This is a genomic window from Vibrio lamellibrachiae, assembly GCF_050337265.1.
GTDB classification, from domain to species: domain Bacteria; phylum Pseudomonadota; class Gammaproteobacteria; order Enterobacterales; family Vibrionaceae; genus Vibrio; species Vibrio kyushuensis.
Genome location: NZ_JAKJSU010000011.1, coordinates 155,393 through 172,583 on the forward strand (window position 1 = coordinate 155,393; position 17,191 = coordinate 172,583).

The 17,191-nt window shown below is 43.0% G+C and carries 14 protein-coding genes; 1 reads left to right on the forward strand and 13 read right to left on the reverse strand.

Annotated elements, in window-relative coordinates:
• Window positions 1–33: 33 nt before the first annotated feature.
• The 3 genes from mazG to rlmD all read right to left on the reverse strand — a co-directional run bounded on the left by mazG (window position 34) and on the right by rlmD (window position 4,707).
• Entirely contained in the window at window positions 34–870 is an 837-nt protein-coding gene (gene mazG / locus L4C54_RS18845) for a nucleoside triphosphate pyrophosphohydrolase (RefSeq protein WP_428803192.1), read from the reverse strand.
• A 199-nt stretch (window positions 871–1,069) separates the two neighbouring features.
• Complete coding sequence (gene relA, locus L4C54_RS18850) at window positions 1,070–3,292, reverse strand: GTP diphosphokinase (RefSeq protein WP_428809352.1); 2,223 nt, start codon at window positions 3,290–3,292, stop codon at window positions 1,070–1,072.
• Between the two features lie 98 nt (window positions 3,293–3,390).
• On the reverse strand, window positions 3,391–4,707 hold the full coding sequence (rlmD, locus tag L4C54_RS18855) for a 23S rRNA (uracil(1939)-C(5))-methyltransferase RlmD (protein ID WP_428809353.1): 1,317 nt from the start codon (window positions 4,705–4,707) through the stop codon (window positions 3,391–3,393).
• 168 nt (window positions 4,708–4,875) lie between these two features.
• On the opposite strand from rlmD, the gene barA reads away from it, so the two are divergent.
• Window positions 4,876–7,677: a two-component sensor histidine kinase BarA gene (gene barA, locus L4C54_RS18860; protein WP_428809354.1), complete on the forward strand. Its 2,802-nt coding sequence runs from the start codon at window positions 4,876–4,878 to the stop codon at window positions 7,675–7,677.
• 53 nt (window positions 7,678–7,730) lie between these two features.
• On the opposite strand, the gene L4C54_RS18865 is transcribed toward barA, so the two are convergent.
• The 10 genes from L4C54_RS18865 to lepA form a co-directional block, all read right to left on the reverse strand.
• Window positions 7,731–8,966 carry a diguanylate cyclase domain-containing protein gene (locus tag L4C54_RS18865; RefSeq protein ID WP_428809355.1) on the reverse strand — a complete coding sequence of 412 codons (1,236 nt, stop codon included), beginning with the start codon at window positions 8,964–8,966 and terminating at the stop codon, window positions 7,731–7,733.
• Entirely contained in the window at window positions 8,959–9,369 is a 411-nt protein-coding gene (locus tag L4C54_RS18870) for a hypothetical protein (RefSeq protein WP_428809356.1), read from the reverse strand. The genes L4C54_RS18865 and L4C54_RS18870 overlap by 8 nt, the downstream gene beginning before the upstream one ends.
• 9 nt (window positions 9,370–9,378) lie before the next feature.
• A complete protein-coding gene (locus tag L4C54_RS18875; RefSeq protein ID WP_428809357.1) occupies window positions 9,379–10,599 on the reverse strand; it encodes a hypothetical protein in 1,221 nt (406 codons plus the stop codon).
• Between the two features lie 177 nt (window positions 10,600–10,776).
• Window positions 10,777–11,157 (reverse strand): holo-ACP synthase, encoded by a 381-nt coding sequence (gene acpS, locus L4C54_RS18880; RefSeq protein ID WP_428809358.1) that lies wholly within the window; start codon window positions 11,155–11,157, stop codon window positions 10,777–10,779.
• A 5-nt stretch (window positions 11,158–11,162) separates the two neighbouring features.
• Window positions 11,163–11,894, reverse strand: coding sequence for a pyridoxine 5'-phosphate synthase (gene pdxJ, locus L4C54_RS18885; protein ID WP_428809359.1), 732 nt, complete (start codon window positions 11,892–11,894; stop codon window positions 11,163–11,165).
• Window positions 11,891–12,619: a DNA repair protein RecO gene (gene recO, locus L4C54_RS18890; RefSeq protein WP_428809360.1), complete on the reverse strand. Its 729-nt coding sequence runs from the start codon at window positions 12,617–12,619 to the stop codon at window positions 11,891–11,893. The genes pdxJ and recO overlap by 4 nt, the downstream gene beginning before the upstream one ends.
• Window positions 12,620–12,691: 72 nt before the next feature.
• Complete coding sequence (era, locus tag L4C54_RS18895) at window positions 12,692–13,654, reverse strand: GTPase Era (RefSeq protein ID WP_428803182.1); 963 nt, start codon at window positions 13,652–13,654, stop codon at window positions 12,692–12,694.
• Between the two features lie 4 nt (window positions 13,655–13,658).
• Window positions 13,659–14,342: a ribonuclease III gene (gene rnc, locus L4C54_RS18900; protein ID WP_428809361.1), complete on the reverse strand. Its 684-nt coding sequence runs from the start codon at window positions 14,340–14,342 to the stop codon at window positions 13,659–13,661.
• A gap of 35 nt (window positions 14,343–14,377) precedes the next feature.
• A complete protein-coding gene (gene lepB / locus L4C54_RS18905) occupies window positions 14,378–15,274 on the reverse strand; it encodes a signal peptidase I (protein WP_428803180.1) in 897 nt (298 codons plus the stop codon).
• Between the two features lie 106 nt (window positions 15,275–15,380).
• Window positions 15,381–17,174 (reverse strand): translation elongation factor 4, encoded by a 1,794-nt coding sequence (gene lepA, locus L4C54_RS18910; RefSeq protein WP_428809362.1) that lies wholly within the window; start codon window positions 17,172–17,174, stop codon window positions 15,381–15,383.
• Window positions 17,175–17,191: the final 17 nt, after the last annotated feature.

Below are 17,191 nucleotides of genomic sequence, written 5' to 3' on the forward strand. Positions count from 1 at the left end.
CTTTTAACCATTAGTAAACAAATTCACCATCAACTAATTATTCTTATTCTCTTTTTCTAGACGCTTAACTTCATCCCACATTGCATCTAGCTGCTGCAAATTGAAATCCGTTAATGTCTTATCCTTCTGACTGACTAACTCTTCTACTTTCTTGAAACGTGTTGAAAATTTCAGGTTCGCTTTACTCAGGGCCGACTCTGGGTTTTGCCCAAGATGCCGAGATAAGTTAACAACAGCAAAGAGTAGATCTCCAAGTTCACTTTCTACTCGCTCAGAATTCACTTCCACTTGAAGCGCCTCTTCCATGACCTCTTCAATCTCTTCATGAACTTTTCCAACTACTGGGCCTAACGTGTCCCAGTCAAATCCAAATTTAGCCACTTTCTTCTGTATTTTTATCGCTTTGGGTAGAGCTGGTAGAGAATTGGGTATAGCGTCTAAGATGCTTTCAGTCGCTAGCTTGCCACTTTTAGCACCTTCTAAAGCTTTAAGCTCCGCTTTTTCTTTCGCTTTCTCTATTTCCCAGTTAGCGTTAATCGCTTCTTCACTTTCAAATTCAACATCTGAAAAAACATGTGGATGACGACGAGTTAATTTTTCATTGACGGTATCGACCACTTCTGAAAAATCAAACAACCCTTCTTCTTTGGCCATTTGGCTGTAGAAGATTACTTGAAACAGTAAGTCACCCAGCTCTTCTTTTAGATTAGGCCAATCTTTATTATGAATCGCATCCACCACTTCATAAGTTTCTTCAATGGTGTGCGGAACAATTGTGTCAAAGGTCTGCTTTTTATCCCACGGACAACCATTTTCTGAATCACGCAATTGCGCCATGATTTGCTCTAACTGTTCAATTGGGTGACTCATTTCTCTTATTCCTCTATATAAAAAAGCGAGTAGTTCAAAACTACCCGCCTTAAATTCTGATCTAAATACTGTTTTTATTAAGCAGTTGGTTCTTTTAGCAAGGCAGCAAACTTATGAGGCCCCTGAGCATAGCTCGCCTATGTGATGGGGCGATATAAGTGCGGCTAACGCCGGTAAAAAGCCAAATGCGAAGTAAAAACTAGCCGAGGCGTTTCACCGACATGACATCTTTCAACTGCTCTACTCGTGTCGTCACTCGCGTCAGTATTTCAATATTCGTTAGCTCTAAATCAAAGTCCATAATGGAAAGCTGACGCTTATAATCAGTGCGGCTTTTCATACTGGTTACTTTTATTTTCTCATTCGCCAGTAGCGATGTTATATCCTTTAAGAGCCCACTTCGCTCCATCGCTTCGATGCGTACGGTTAAAATGTACGAGCCGACAAAACCACTGCCCCATACCGTATCAATGATTCGCTCTGGCGCATGATGATGAAGCTCACCAAGTTGCTCGCAATCACCTCTGTGGACAGAAATTCCACGACCTTGGGTTATATAGCCTTTAATTTCATCACCAGGAATTGGCTGACAACACCTTGCTAGATGCGTCATTAGGTTATCAACCCCTTCTACAACTACGGCATCTTTATTCGGACGGCTCTGAACGGAAGGCTTGTTTTCAGCTTCTTGGAGCTTCTCAAGCGCCTGCTTGTCTTCTTCTTCCGCTGTTGGTTTATTTACCAGTGCATTAATATGATTAACCACTTGGTTAATGCGTAAGTCACCACTGCCAACACCCGCATAGAGTTCATCGGTTGTATTAACGTTGAAACGTTTTAAGGCATATTCCTGAGCATGCTTGAGTGATGCGCCTATTTTGGCTAATTCAACTTCAAGGATCTCTTTACCCGCTTCTAGGTTTTTCTCTCGGCTCTCTTTTCTAAACCAAGCATTAATCTTGGCGCGAGCACGTCCTGAGTGAACAAAGCCTAGCGTTGGATTTAACCAATCACGAGACGGATTGGGCTCTTTTTGTGTGATAATCTCAACTTGATCACCCATGGTTAACTTATGGGTAAATGGCACAATGCGGCCCGCAACTTTGGCTCCGATACAACGGTGACCTACCATGGAGTGAATATGATAAGCAAAGTCTAACGGCGTTGCTCCCATCGGTAGATCAACCACATCACCACGCGGAGTAAACGCGTAAACACGATCATCAAATACTTGGCTTCTTACTTCATCTAGCATTTCGCCTGAGTCTGACATCTCTTCTTGCCAGTCGATCAGTTTGCGTAGCCAAGTGATCTTTTCATCGTAACCACTACGAGCAGTGCTCGGACCCTCTTTGTACTTCCAGTGCGCTGCGACCCCTAGCTCAGAGTCTTCATGCATCTGCTTGGTGCGGATCTGAATTTCTATTGTTTTGCCTTCAGGGCCAAGAACAACAGTATGGATTGATTGGTAGCCATTGGGTTTCGGGTTCGCTACGTAATCATCAAATTCGCTTGGAAGATGCTTATACTTGGTATGAACCATGCCTAACGCGGCATAACAATCTTGCAATTGGTCTGCGATGATCCTTACCGCTCGAACATCAAATAGTTCATCAAAGTCTAAGCTCTTCTTCTGCATTTTTCGCCAAATGCTGTAGATATGCTTAGGTCGGCCACTGACCTCTGCATTGATGCTTGAAGCATTCATTTCAGAGGTTAAGTCGTCAACAAAATCAGTAATGTACTGTTCACGTACAATACGACGCTCGGAAAGTTGCTTGGCAATTTGCTTGTAGGTATCTGAGTGCTGATAACGGAAGGCGTAATCTTCAATTTCCCACTTTAATTGACCAATGCCCAAGCGGTTTGCCAATGGCGCATAGATATTGGCACACTCTTTTGCTGCCGCTCTACGCACTTCATCAGGGGCTTTTTTAACTTCGATTAGGTTACAGATACGCTCAGCAAGCTTAATAACAACGCAGCGGAAATCATCCACCATAGCAAGAAGCATGCGACGTACGTTATCTACTTGACCAGAAGCCGCGCTCCCTTCAAGAGTCACGTTTAACTGACCAAGGGCCGCCATCTCTTCCACACCATCGATAAGTTTGATGGTCTCTTTGCCATAGCTCTCTTCGAAAAGCTCCCGCTCAAACGCACCCGCGGAAACCAAAGGAAAAAGCTGCGCTGCAACCAAAGTGGCCTTATCCATTGATAAGGTCACCAAAATCTCATTCATTTCTCGCCCGCGCCACAATAGTAGTTGAGCGTCTTCTCGCCCCTCGACGATCGTTTCGCAATGGCGATACACTTCTTTTAAGCGTTTCGCGATGTTTTTTTCTTGTCCTAGGCTAGCCACCCAGTTATCTAAATCAAACTGTTCGTTTGGGTTTAAATGTGCGCTTCTTACCGCAACCATCTTTTCATCCTAGAAATTATTATTATGCCTTTGACTAACTGAATCTTAGTTAGTTCTATGTCTTGGTTGTTCTATATTTTATTGGGTTTACGCTGGTTCTATTTTTCAAAAAGGGCCATTGATTCTAAATGACTGCTATGAGGGAACATATCCAACATACCTATTTTTTTCAGCTGATAGCCCTGTTCAAGTAAGCTCTGGCTATCCCTTGCAAGGGTAGCAGGATTGCAAGAAACATAAACAATGCTTTTTGCGCCAAATTGTGAAAGTTGATCAACGATCCCACTCGCACCAGCTCTAGCTGGATCAAGTAGTACTTTATCGAATTTTTCTTGCGCCCAAGGCTGACTAATCAGCTCATCTTCTAAGTTGGCTTGATAGAAGCGAGCGTTAGTTAGTTGGTTATCTGAGGCGTTATCAGCAGCTTGCTTAACCATCTCATCAACCCCTTCAACGCCAACGACACTCTTCGCAAGCTTGGCCAAAGGCAAACTGAAATTACCTAAACCACAGAAAAGATCCAACACTCGATCTTGGTCAGACACCTTTAGCCACTCAAGCGCTTGATTGATCATTTTTTCATTCACATCTTGATTCACTTGAATAAAGTGATTAGGCATAAATGAAAGAGTGACGCCCGCTTCTTGATAGGTTGCTACTTTTCCTGTGGTTAAAACGAGTTCATCGCTGCTCGGCATTAGATATAAGGTCGCTTGATACTGATCGGCAAGTTCGATTAAGCCATTGCGATCTTTATCTGTCAGTGGTTTTAGGTGGCGTAATACCAACACAATGCCGTTATCGCCTTTGACCAGTTCTACATGCCCTAGGCTATCGGTATTTTTAAAGCCAGTGAGTAACGACTTAAGTTCCGGTAATAGAGCACTTAAGCTTGGCTCAAGGACATCACAATGATCGATATTAACGATCTGCTTGCTCTGTTTTTTTCGAAAGCCAAATTGTAATTTTCGCGTTTTTTTATCAACCATTAGGCTTATACGCGCACGGCGTCGGTAGCCTTTATCACCTCCAGCAATCATTGGTGACAACGCGATCTCTTGACCTGCAAATTTACTCATCAATTGGCTAAGTGACTGCTGCTTGTACTCACGTTGGGCATCCAAATCGAAGTGCTGTAAATTACAACCACCGCATTGCTGATAATAGCGGCAAAATGGCGTCACTCGTTGCGCACTAGGTTCTAATACTTTGATGAGTTTTGCTCGTGAGAACTTACTTTTGCTTTCCGTAAGCTGAACAACAACTTTCTCACTCGGCAGCGCTTGATCGATAAAGACTGGCTTCTTATTTAAATAAGCAATACCTGAGCCTAGGTTATCGAGTTTCTCAACCAATACCGATTGATGTTTGGTTTCGATTTGTGTTTTCTTTTTTGGTTGGAAAAAACGTGCCATGCTCTTAATGCCTAAAGTAATTGCTTGCTGATTAATTTACTCCCAGTATCACTATTTATCACTGGGTATATTGTCGAAACGCGTCGACTTGATTAAGCTAAGTGATTCACTTAATAATTCGCTTAGCGGGTTATTTTCCCATATCCAACCCACGATGTTTAGATAATAATGACTAGATATGGCTTACGTGCGCGAGTTATTACCCTTACTTTAGCGCCAACCCTTATAATTGGCTTGTTACTGAGTAGCTTCTTCTCTTATAACCGCTACCATGACCTCGAAGCGCAAGTAATTAATTCTGGGTTAAATATCATTGAGCCGCTGGCAATTGCTAGTGAAGATGGCATGAAAAATCAGAGCCATGAGGCGGTTCGACGCTTGATCAGTTACTCTCACCGAAAAAATTCTAAATTCGTTCGTAGTATCGCGGTTTTCGATTCTAAACATGAGCTCTTTGTAACCTCGAACTTTCACCCAAACTTTGAATCTCTCACTTTTCCTAAAGCTCAACCGATTCCCCTCTATGGTTCATCGCAAATTGATGAAAACTCGCTGATATTGAGAACGCCTATTTTACCAGAATCTCGCTTAGCTATTGCGACTGAAACGGAAGGAGAAAGCCAAGCCTTCGGCTACATTGCGATTGAACTTGATCTCTCTTCGCTTCGCCTTCAGCAATATCAAGAGATCGTTCTTTCCGTATTAGTATTGCTACTTGGTCTTGGGCTTTCCGCTATTTTTGCTATGCGTTTAATGCATGATGTGACCCGCCCAATCGAACATATGAAAAATATGATTCAGCGCATTCGTCGCGGCCATATTGATGTGCGTATCGAAGGGAAAATGCATGGCGAACTGGATTCACTACGAAATGGAATTAACGCCATGGCAGAGTCTCTCTCTGCCTACCACAGTGAAATGCAGCACAGTATCGATCAGGCTACCTCCGATCTTCGTGAAACGTTAGAACAACTAGAGATTCAAAACGTTGAGTTAGATATTGCGAAAAAACGCGCCCAAGAAGCGGCACGGGTAAAATCTGAGTTTCTCGCCAACATGTCGCATGAGTTAAGAACACCACTGAACGGTGTGATTGGCTTTACTCGGCAGATGCTCAAAACACAACTGACCAATAGCCAAACTGATTACCTTCAAACCATTGAGAAGTCAGCCAACAACTTACTTAGCATCATCAATGACATTTTGGACTTTTCTAAACTGGAAGCTGGCAAGCTGGCACTGGAGAATATTCCATTCGAATTCCAAGACAGCCTTGAAGAAGTGGTGAGCTTGCAGGCAACGACAGCGCACGAAAAAGGCTTGGAGCTGACACTAAAAATTGACCCTAAAGTACCGGTTGGTTTAGTTGGTGATCCGCTACGTATTCAGCAAGTACTAACCAACCTTGTCGGCAACTCAATCAAGTTTACCGAGCGTGGCAATATTGATATTAGCGTTGAACTGCGCTCGCAAAAAGATGACATGGTTGAGCTTCAATTTATGGTGAGAGACACCGGAATTGGCATATCAGAAAGACAACAGGCTCAGCTGTTCCAAGCGTTTAGTCAGGCTGATGCCAGCATATCTCGCCGTTATGGTGGTACAGGGCTTGGGCTTGTTATTACCCAGAAACTGGTCAGTCAAATGGGCGGAGAGATAAGCTTGACCAGCCGCTTGCACCAAGGGTCAACCTTCTGGTTCACTCTGCGCATGCACGTTACCGATATGCCAATCAGCCCGATAGTTGACTCTCAAGCGCTTGATCAACGCCACTTGTTACTTATTGAACCAAATATGCAAGCAGCCTCGGTTATACAGCAGATGCTTATTCAAGAAGGTTTAATCGTCACTTATCGCTCATCCATGCCTGATGAAAGTGAACGCTATGATTATGTCATTCTCAATTTAGCGCCTAATAAAAATGCTTCTGTTGAGGCTATAGGGGAATGGGTAGAGAAAGCAAAAACTGTCTCACCAAACGTTATTGTAGGGACACCAAGTACTGAATTAGCGCTTTCAGATCACCTAATTCAAGCTCACCAAGTTCAATGTATTACCAAACCGCTCTCTCGTAAAAAGTTACTTCAGATGATGATTGCGAATCAACCTCCAACACTGCTCCCGGCAATTGAAGAGTCTTATCATGAGACACTCCCGCTGAAAGTAATGGCCGTTGATGATAACCCTGCAAACCTTAAACTCATCACAGCTCTATTGCAGGAGCGTGTTGAAAGTATCATTGCTTGTACCAATGGCCGAGATGCCGTCCAACAAGCAGAGAATCACGCCTTTGATATCGTATTAATGGATATCCAGATGCCTCATATGGATGGGGTGACAGCCTGCCATAAGATCAAACAGACCGAGCTCAACACTAATACACCTGTTGTCGCTGTTACCGCTCATGCTATGGCAGGAGAAAGAGATCGCCTTCTTAACGCAGGGATGGATGACTACTTAACCAAGCCAATTGAAGAGCATGTGTTACAACAGGTTTTAGTTCATTGGAATCCACACACCCTAGATGGTGAAGTGGAAAAGCTCGATATTTCTCAGTCAGAACAGGTCAATCTTACCCAAGTTACTGAACAGGAAGAGAGCTCAAGCGAGCATCACACTGTCATCATTGATTGGCAAGCAGCCTTAAAGCAGGCCGCCAATAAAGAGGATTTGGCCAAAGAGATGCTTGCAATGCTGGTTAGCTATATTCCAGAAGTGAATGCACATGTTGATAATGCTCTTGAGAATGAACCTGAGGATACTGAGGAGCTGATTCATTACGTTCACAAACTTCATGGTAGCTGCTCTTATTGTGGCGTACCGAGGCTTAAAAAGGCTTGTGCAGCCATAGAAACAGCCCTTCGCTCTGGCAATAGTATCGAAGATGTTGAACCTGAGTTATTTGAGCTACAAGATGAAATGGATAAGGTTCTAGCTACAGCTCAATTCTATTTGGAAGAGTCAGAATAGCCCGACTCTAAACCCTCAGCGGTATCACTATGAAACGATACTGCTGAGGGTTATTAGATATCAGAGGAGAGAGAAACCAATGCATCGTAGAAAAAGTAATTATTTTTCCCATGATCCTTAACGTGATACATGGCCAAATCAGCCTCATGCATGAGGTACTCCAACGTACAGTTTTCTCGAGACACAATACTGATACCAATACTCGCCCCCAATTTTGCCTCTCGCTTGCTGGTTAGCGGTACTTTTTCACAACTACTACTGACCAATTGAGTCGCTACTTTTTTTAATGGAATCTTGTCATCACTAGCTAAAGGTATGATGATGATAAATTCATCGCCACCAATACGACCCACTGTCCCTTTTGTTCCAACCACTTGCTTATAACGTAACGCCAATTTAATTAAGACAGTATCCCCAGAAGCATGACCAAAGCTATCATTCACTGATTTAAAACCATCAAGATCAATTAGTAACAATGCAATATAAGGTGAATCCAACTGAGAAATTAAAAGTTCACAGCCTAAGCGGTTTTTTAGTTGGGTCAAGCTATCAAATTCCGCTATATGCCTGTAATGCTGCTCCATCTCCTCGACCTTTAATCTCAAGGATTTTTCACGCTTTAGAGCGCTATTAGTCGATTCGACAAATTGGTTAATGCTACGAGTCACCAAACCAATTTCGTTACTTCTGTTTTTTTTATTGAGCTCTATTTTTCTCGGATTTCCAGGCATTACATTAAGTAATTCACTGGCCAAATTAGTTAAAGGCTCACCAATCACCTGCTTAACAACAAATACGATAACAACGAAAACCACCAACCACTGAATGAGTAGAAATGATATCTGATAGATGATCTCATTGATCATTTTTTGCCGAATAAACTCTTCATTATCATGCAGCTGCATGTAACCAATCACGGAGCCATCAACCGGTGAGTACAAATCAACGCTAAACGATTGCTCCCAAAAATGTTCAATCTTTAAGTCATCCTTACACTTTTCATAGGTGGCGCCCTTAGTACTTACAATTCGAGCTCCTTCCATCTCTTCATGTAACAGAATTGCATCTAATACTTCGTCAGCAATTTGCTGATTATTGGCAAAAAGAGCAATCGCAGCCGAATTGGAAACCGTTAATGCCAACTTACTTTTAAAGACATCTTGTTGTTGATAACGCGTAACCATCCCATGGCTTGTGATAATGATCATCGCAATCACCATATAGCCAATAGCACTTAAAGCGACAATTGATAATAGATGATTAGTTAAGGAGCGGGTGACTCTATTCATGAATCACCATAACTACTTTAAGAAGCTCATTCTCAGGATTAGCCTCTAAATAACCAATACTCGCAGGATTAGAAAGCAATTTTTGTTCAAGTAGCGCTACGTCATCAAATTTATCCAACGGTCGTACTCGGCCTGAGAAACGTAGTTTAGCCCAATATGCGTTAACCTGATTAACCGACATATTGGTAATTGACTCAAAAAAGTTCGCCCGGATCTCCCCCCCTCGATCGAGCGGGTTGAGGCGAATGTCATTATTAACGGGTCGTTGACGTCCTAAATACAGTGCTGCAAGCTCACTTTTAGAAATGCTCTCGATATGGCTATCTTGACTCACCACAACATAAATATCCGCTCTCACAAATGAAGAGAAAGTAATGAATATTAGTAATAATAGTAGTTTCATACTCCCTCCTTAAAAAATAAAGTTCAGTGATAACGTATATAATTCAAGCTTGGTTTCCATTGAATTAAGAGATGTTTCGTTCGCCCACAAACCATAGCCATTAGGTGCAATTTCGATGAAGTCGACTTGCGCCTTTATCGCGATATTACTCATGACATCCCAACGAATACCAACCGACAGCGTATGTTGGTCAACACGGCTACTGTTAATATTGTTGATGATCGTATTTTGTAAGCCAGAAAGACTAGGGCCAACTGTCCCCCAATCTGATTTGGCTTTTTGTGGGCCAATATCAGGGGAGAACATAGAAGCGATAACATAGGGAGTCCAGCCATTGTTATAGTAAGCAACAGATAAATAGCTGCCGATGCCTGACGGTATGATCACTTGGCCGTGTTCAGATTGGATAGAGACAACCTCACTCGACACTAGCCAATCACCAGTAAAGTACTCTAAGCCAAGCTGGGCATAGAGCACCCCTTCATCTTCGATAGAGAGCGCGCTAGCCAGTGAACTGGCTTCTTCAGTGATTTCAGGGGAAAAATTTATAGCAGCGACACCATTGAGCGAATCAATCGCTGCTTGTGTTGAACTTGATGGTGACAAGGATGAGGATAAATCGGGGGTGTAAATTAATGCAGTTCTGATTCGCCATTCACCCCATACAGCTTTTACCGACAAGCTCATTAGCGGAGAACCTGTCGTTTTAATCAAATCTCCAGAAGAAGACTCTACATTCGTATGAATAACTCCAAACTGGGAACCAAAATACCAATCAATGTTAGAGATATAGGTGTGATACAAAACATCGATGCCATCCACCGATTGAAATGCCAGCCATGAATAAACTTCTAACGGTGGACGTACCCAATTATGGCCATAATCGATATTACGCGTTTCTGTTGCCCAGAATGCATCAGGTGCAACGCGCCCCACTCGAAAATCCCAACTCTCGTTTGGCTGATAACCCAAAAACGCGATCTCTAATACATCACCCCACTCCTCACTAGAACGATCTTTAGCAATGATCTGCAGTGCAGTTCTCCATTGATTATTAATCGAATAATCAAACTGAAGACCAAATCGAGAGTCCGATAACCAAGAGCCATTAACAGAGGGATCATATGGATGCGAAAGATCGCGCATGAAGCCAATATCATCTTCCGATTCATAGCTATACGCAACAGTACCAAAACCTGAAATATGGGCATCACTTGACCATGAAGCCATTGGTAGAAGGCTAGATAATAATAAGAAAAAACAATTAAGATGCCGATTGCGCATTAAGGCAAACTCCCAAATAGGAGAAGACCAGACAATTCGTTACGGATTACATCGATTAAGCCTTTATTATTATTGCGATAGCGTCAAGGATTGCCTACTCAGAATAACTTTATAACGTTAATATTAGGACTCAAGTAGCACAGTCGCCACTGCATAATGACGCTCATCAGAAATTGTCAGATGAATGTTGACGACACCCATATGAGTAGATAACTCTAATGCTTTGTTAGAAAAGGACAATATCGGTTTACCATGCACATCGTTACTGATATTGAAATCTTGAAATGAAATACCTTGGGCAATGCCTGTCCCTAAGGCTTTTGATGCCGCTTCTTTTGCTGCGAATCGTTTCGCTAAAAATCGTCCTTTCTGTTTTAAACTGTTATAAATATCCATCTCATCAACAGTCAAAATTCGCTTAGCAAAAGCCTCCCCCGAACGGGAGAGTGCTTTTTCAATGCGTTCAATCTCGGCGATATCGGTACCTAAACCAAGAATGGACATAGGTATTAGCCTCTTGCTTCTTGCATGATCGCTTTCATATCAGCAACAGATTTCTGCAAGCCATCAAACATTGCTCGACCCATAATGGAGTGGCCAATATTCAACTCATAAATCTCTGGTAGAGCAGCGATTGGCGCAACATTATGATACGTCAAACCATGGCCTGCATTCACAACAATACCAAGATCATTTGCATAGCTCGCAGCAGCGGCAATTTTCTTCAGCTCATCTTGCTGGTCTTCTTCTGTTTTTGCTTCCGCATATTGACCAGTGTGCAGCTCAATAAAAGGCGCACCCGATGCTTTAGCAGCATCTATTTGCTGACGATCAGCATCGATAAACAGAGATACCTTAATACCAACTTCAGCCATTTTTTCCGTGGCCGCTTTAATTTTATCAAGCTGACCAACAACATCTAAGCCGCCTTCGGTTGTTAACTCTTCACGCTTTTCTGGAACTAAACAAACAAACTCAGGGCGTGTTTCTAAAGCGATATTAACCATTTCATCGGTTACTGCCATTTCAAGGTTCATACGTGTTTGTAGTGTTTCACGTAGGACTCTTACATCACGATCAACGATATGACGACGGTCTTCACGTAGATGGATAGTAATGCCATCAGCACCTGCTCTTTCTGCTATTTCAGCGGCATGAACAGGGTCTGGGTACTTAGTGCCACGCGCATTACGTAAGGTAGCGACATGATCGATGTTTACCCCAAGGTAAATTGAGCTCATTTTCCAATACTCCGTACTTTGGGAATGCCTATTCTAGGTAAGAACAGTTCCCTGCTTTTTAATGGTTTGCCGCCAAGATAAGGCTTTAATGCCATGCGTGTAAAGCGTTTTGCTGCTTTTAACTGGTCCTTAGTGGTGAATCTGCGCTCACTGATCGCAATCAGCTCATTTCCGGCAAATGAATAGTGATCTTTTCTAACCGAAGCAATGAAGCCTTGTTGCTCTCGATAACGATACGTCATATCAGGCTCAACAGGCTCGCCAGTCCCTGCGCAGTGGATAAAGTCTACCCCATATCCAAGCGCGGCAAGCAGTGCTAATTCAAAGCGTCTGAGGGCGGGTTCTGGGTTATCACACTGGGCAAGCTCAGTCAGAGCATGTAGATAATCATGAAATAGAGAAGGCATTGCGACTTCGGCAACGAGCACCCGACCGACAAGCTCATTCACATACATCGCAGAATAGAGATTTATTCCAGTCAGAGGCAGGCCTAAGCTGATTGGCTCAGCTTGGCGCAGTGTTTTCATCGAGCTGTTACCCGACCACTTTAAAAGTAATGGCGTAAAGGGTTGCAACGCACCTTTAAGGTTAGAGCGTTTACTACGGGCACCTTTAGACATAAGGGTAATGCGACCGTACTCTTCGCTGAAGACATCGAGGATTAGGCTTGATTCACTGTAAGGGCGTCGATGTAATACAAAGCATCGCTGTAATCCTTCACTCATACTGCCACCCTATTAAAGATACAAAAAGAGAGAGTTAATACTCTCTCTTTTATCTAGCAAAAACAAATCTCGTTATAGATCGTCGATGTAGCCCAACGAACGCAGTGCACGTTCGTCATCAGCCCAACCAGATTTCACTTTTACCCATGTTTCTAAATACACTTTACGACCGAACAACTCTTCCATATCGAGACGCGCTTCACGGCCGATAGTTTTGAGTTTTTCGCCCGCTTTACCGATAACCATTTTTTTCTGACCAGTACGCTCAACCCAAATAAGTGCATTTATATGGAAGCCATCATTATCTGGATTGTAATCAAAACGCTCAATTTCAACGGTTACTGAATATGGCAATTCATCACCCGTAAAACGCATCAGCTTTTCACGAATAATTTCAGAAGCCATGAAACGTTGAGAACGATCAGTTACGTACTCTTCAGGGAAATGGTGTTTCGCTTTTGGTAAATGATCGCGTACGTGCTTGCGCAATACGTCCACATTTTTACCTAGCTTGGCAGAAATTGGCACAACATCGAGGAAGTCCATTTTTGAAGAGACTTTCATCATATGTTGCATCACGTCATTACGATCTTGAACGTTATCAACTTTATTAATACACAGCACGACAGGGTAGTCTGCTTTTCTTAATTTGTTCAATACCATTTCGTCGTCTTCGGTCCAATGGGTACCATCAACAAGGAAAAACACCAAGTTAACATCACTAAGCGAACTGTTAGCCGCACGGTTCATCAAACGGTTAATCGCACGTTTCTCTTCGATGTGAAGCCCTGGGGTATCGACAAAGATTGCTTGATAATCGCCTTCAGTTTCAACACCCATAATGCGGTGACGAGTCGTCTGTGGCTTACGAGAGGTGATGGAGATTTTCTGCCCCAAAATATGGTTCAGCAGCGTTGATTTACCTACATTCGGACGACCAACAATGGCGACAAAGCCACAGTGATGATTCTCAGGAGTGCTAGGTTTGTTGCTTGATGCAAAATACGCATCAAGATCGAATTCGTTATCAGCCATTGGTTTATTTTCCACTATCGGTTACCAGCTCTAAAGCTGTTCCAGCGGCCGCTTGTTCTGCTTTGCGACGACTAGTACCTTTTCCAATAACAGGCTGTCCTAGGCCTGCCACATCACACGATACCGTAAACTCTTGGTTGTGTGCTTCACCTTTAATATTAGTCACTGTGTAGACAGGGAGTGGCTTTCTTCTACCTTGAAGAAATTCTTGCAGGCGAGTTTTAGGATCTTTTTGCGAAACACCCGGTTCGATTGCATCTAAGCGAGTTTTATACCAGCTTAAAATAATCTTACGAACCATTTCAGTGTCGCTATCTAAATAAACAGCCCCAATAATAGCTTCTACTGCATCAGCGAGAATAGAGTCACGGCGAAAACCACCACTCTTCAACTCACCTGGACCTAATTTTAAGTAATCTCCAAGTTCAAATTCACGGCCGAGTTCTGCCAGTGTATGACCTCGAACTAAGGTAGCGCGCATACGACTCATGTCGCCTTCGTTTACCTTAGGAAAACGATGATAAAGATCATCGGCTATTACAAAACTTAAAATTGAATCGCCCAGAAACTCAAGACGTTCGTTGTGCTTACCGTGAGCACTTCTGTGTGTTAATGCTAAATCTAAATGATCGGCATCATTAAACTGATAACCGATCTTTTTTTGTAGCTTTTCAATAGGAGAATTCATACTCTCTCGTTTGTTTAGGTCCAGCTCACACTGGACTAGTTAATACCACCGACACGACTGAATCGTACGCCGGTTGGGATCCATGAAGGCAGGACACTATCTTCACTACGTTCAAATTCAAAACTAATCCAAATGCCTACGGCTTTTCCGACTAGATTTGCTTCTGGAACAAAGCCCCAGTAACGGCTATCAGCACTGTTGTCACGGTTATCACCCATTACAAAGTACTGACCTTGTGGAACAATCCACTCACCGACACCACTGCGAGGCTCATAAGCTTCACGGCGATCTTGACGTAGTGGATTAACCAAAATTTGATGTTTTACAGGACCCAGTTTTTCATCAAGTTGAATCAAAGGGATACCGTTTTGAGAGAATTCACTCTCTTCCACATTGGATAAATGCACAGGCTTACAGCTGCGCTCACCTTGTGGTTGGATACAAATCTCTTTCTTTCCGTTGTAACGAACGGTGTCACCCGGCATACCGACAACACGTTTGATGTAGTCAATGTTAGGCTGTGGCGGGTACTTAAATACCGCAACATCACCACGTTCCGGTTTACCCGTCTCTACAAGTTGACTACGCCATACGGGGTCTTTAATTCCGTACGCATACTTCTCAACTAAGATAAAGTCACCCACCAACAGCGTTGGCATCATCGAGCCAGATGGAATCTGAAACGGTTCGTAGATAAAAGAACGCAATACAAGAACAAAAGCGATAACAGGGAAGATAGATACACTATTCTCAATCCACCAAGGCTGAGTCTGCATTTTTTCGATCGTTGCAGCGTCTAAACCATTAGTTTCTGCTTCAACATCAGCTATTTTCTGCTGACGTTTTTTAGCCCAAACCCATTTTTCCAATGCCCATACCACACCAGTAATCAGTGTTACGATGACAAGAATCAGTGAAAATGTATTTGCCATTAGCTTCCCTTATCTAAAAATACGAAAGTGAAAGAGCCGAAACCCTTTCACTTAATAGTGTTACTTCTAAACAGCCCACTTGAATAAAGCGGCGTGTATAGAGGTATTAATCTTTACCAATATGAAGAATGGCCAAGAATGCTTCTTGAGGAAGCTCAACGTTACCGATCTGCTTCATACGCTTCTTACCTTCTTTCTGTTTCTTCAACAGTTTCTTCTTACGGCTAATATCGCCACCGTAACATTTTGCGATTACGTTTTTACGTAACTGCTTAACGGTAGAGCGAGCAATAATGTGTGCACCAATAGCCGCTTGGATCGCAATGTCGAACATCTGACGAGGGATGAACTCTTTCATCTTCTCAACCAATAGACGACCACGACCTTGTGCATTAGCGTGGTGAGTAATGATCGCTAGTGCGTCAACTCTGTCACCATTAATTAATACATCTACACGAACCATGTTTGATGGCTCATAGCGGTGGAAGTTATAGTCTAATGACGCGTAACCACGAGAGGTTGATTTCAAGCGGTCAAAGAAGTCTAAAACAACTTCTGACATTGGAATGTCGTACGTTAATGCAACTTGGTTACCGTGATAAACCATGTCTACTTGGATGCCACGCTTTTCTATACAAAGCGTAATAACATTACCTAGGTAATCAGCAGGCACTAAGATGTTACAACGAGCGATTGGCTCACGAATCTCTTCTAGATCGTTAACAGCAGGTAGCTTTGACGGGCTATCTACATAAATGATCTCGCCTTTATTTAGTTCAACTTCATAAACTACTGTCGGCGCTGTCGTGATCAGGTCAAGATCGTATTCACGCTCTAGACGCTCTTGGATAATTTCCATGTGCAGCATACCAAGGAAACCACAACGGAAACCAAAGCCAAGTGCCGCAGAGCTTTCTGGCTCGTAAAACAGTGACGCATCATTAAGGCTAAGTTTGCCTAGAGCGTCGCGGAAGTTTTCGTAGTCATCGGAAGAGACAGGGAACAGACCCGCATAAACCTGAGGTTTTACTTTTTGGAAACCCGGTAAGCGCTCTTCACTGCCGCCTTTTGCTAGCGTTAAGGTATCGCCAACAGGAGCACCAAGAATGTCTTTAATACCACAAACAACCCAGCCTACTTCGCCGGTTTGCAGTACGTCTGTATCGATCTGTTTTGGTGTAAAGATACCAATGCGGTCAATGCCCCAAACTTGATCAGTACTCATTACCTTGATCTTATCGTTTTTCTTTAATGTACCGTTTTTAATACGTACCAAAGAAACAACGCCAAGGTAGTTATCAAACCATGAATCGATAATAAGCGCTTGAGTTGGCGCTTCAGGATAGCCTTCTGGTGGTGGGATCTGCTTAACAATCGTTTCTAGAACGTCATCAACACCAAGACCAGTCTTTGCTGAACAACGCGTTGCTTCCATCGCATCGATACCAACAATTTCTTCGATCTCTTCCGCTACGCGCTCTGGATCAGCCGCTGGTAAGTCAATCTTGTTTAAGATTGGCACAACTTCCAAATCCATCTCAATCGCGGTGTAACAGTTCGCTAGAGTCTGAGCTTCAACACCCTGACCAGCATCAACAACCAATAACGCGCCTTCACACGCTGCTAGAGAGCGAGATACTTCGTATGAAAAGTCTACGTGTCCAGGAGTATCGATAAAGTTAAGCTGATATGTTTCGCCATCTTTAGCTTTATAGTCGAGTGTCACACTCTGAGCTTTAATGGTGATACCACGTTCACGCTCTATATCCATTGAATCTAAAACTTGAGCGTCCATTTCACGTTCGCTTAATCCACCACAAACTTGGATTAGACGGTCAGATAGGGTCGACTTACCGTGGTCGATATGGGCGATAATCGAAAAATTACGAATGTGCTTCATAGGCTTGGGGTGACTAA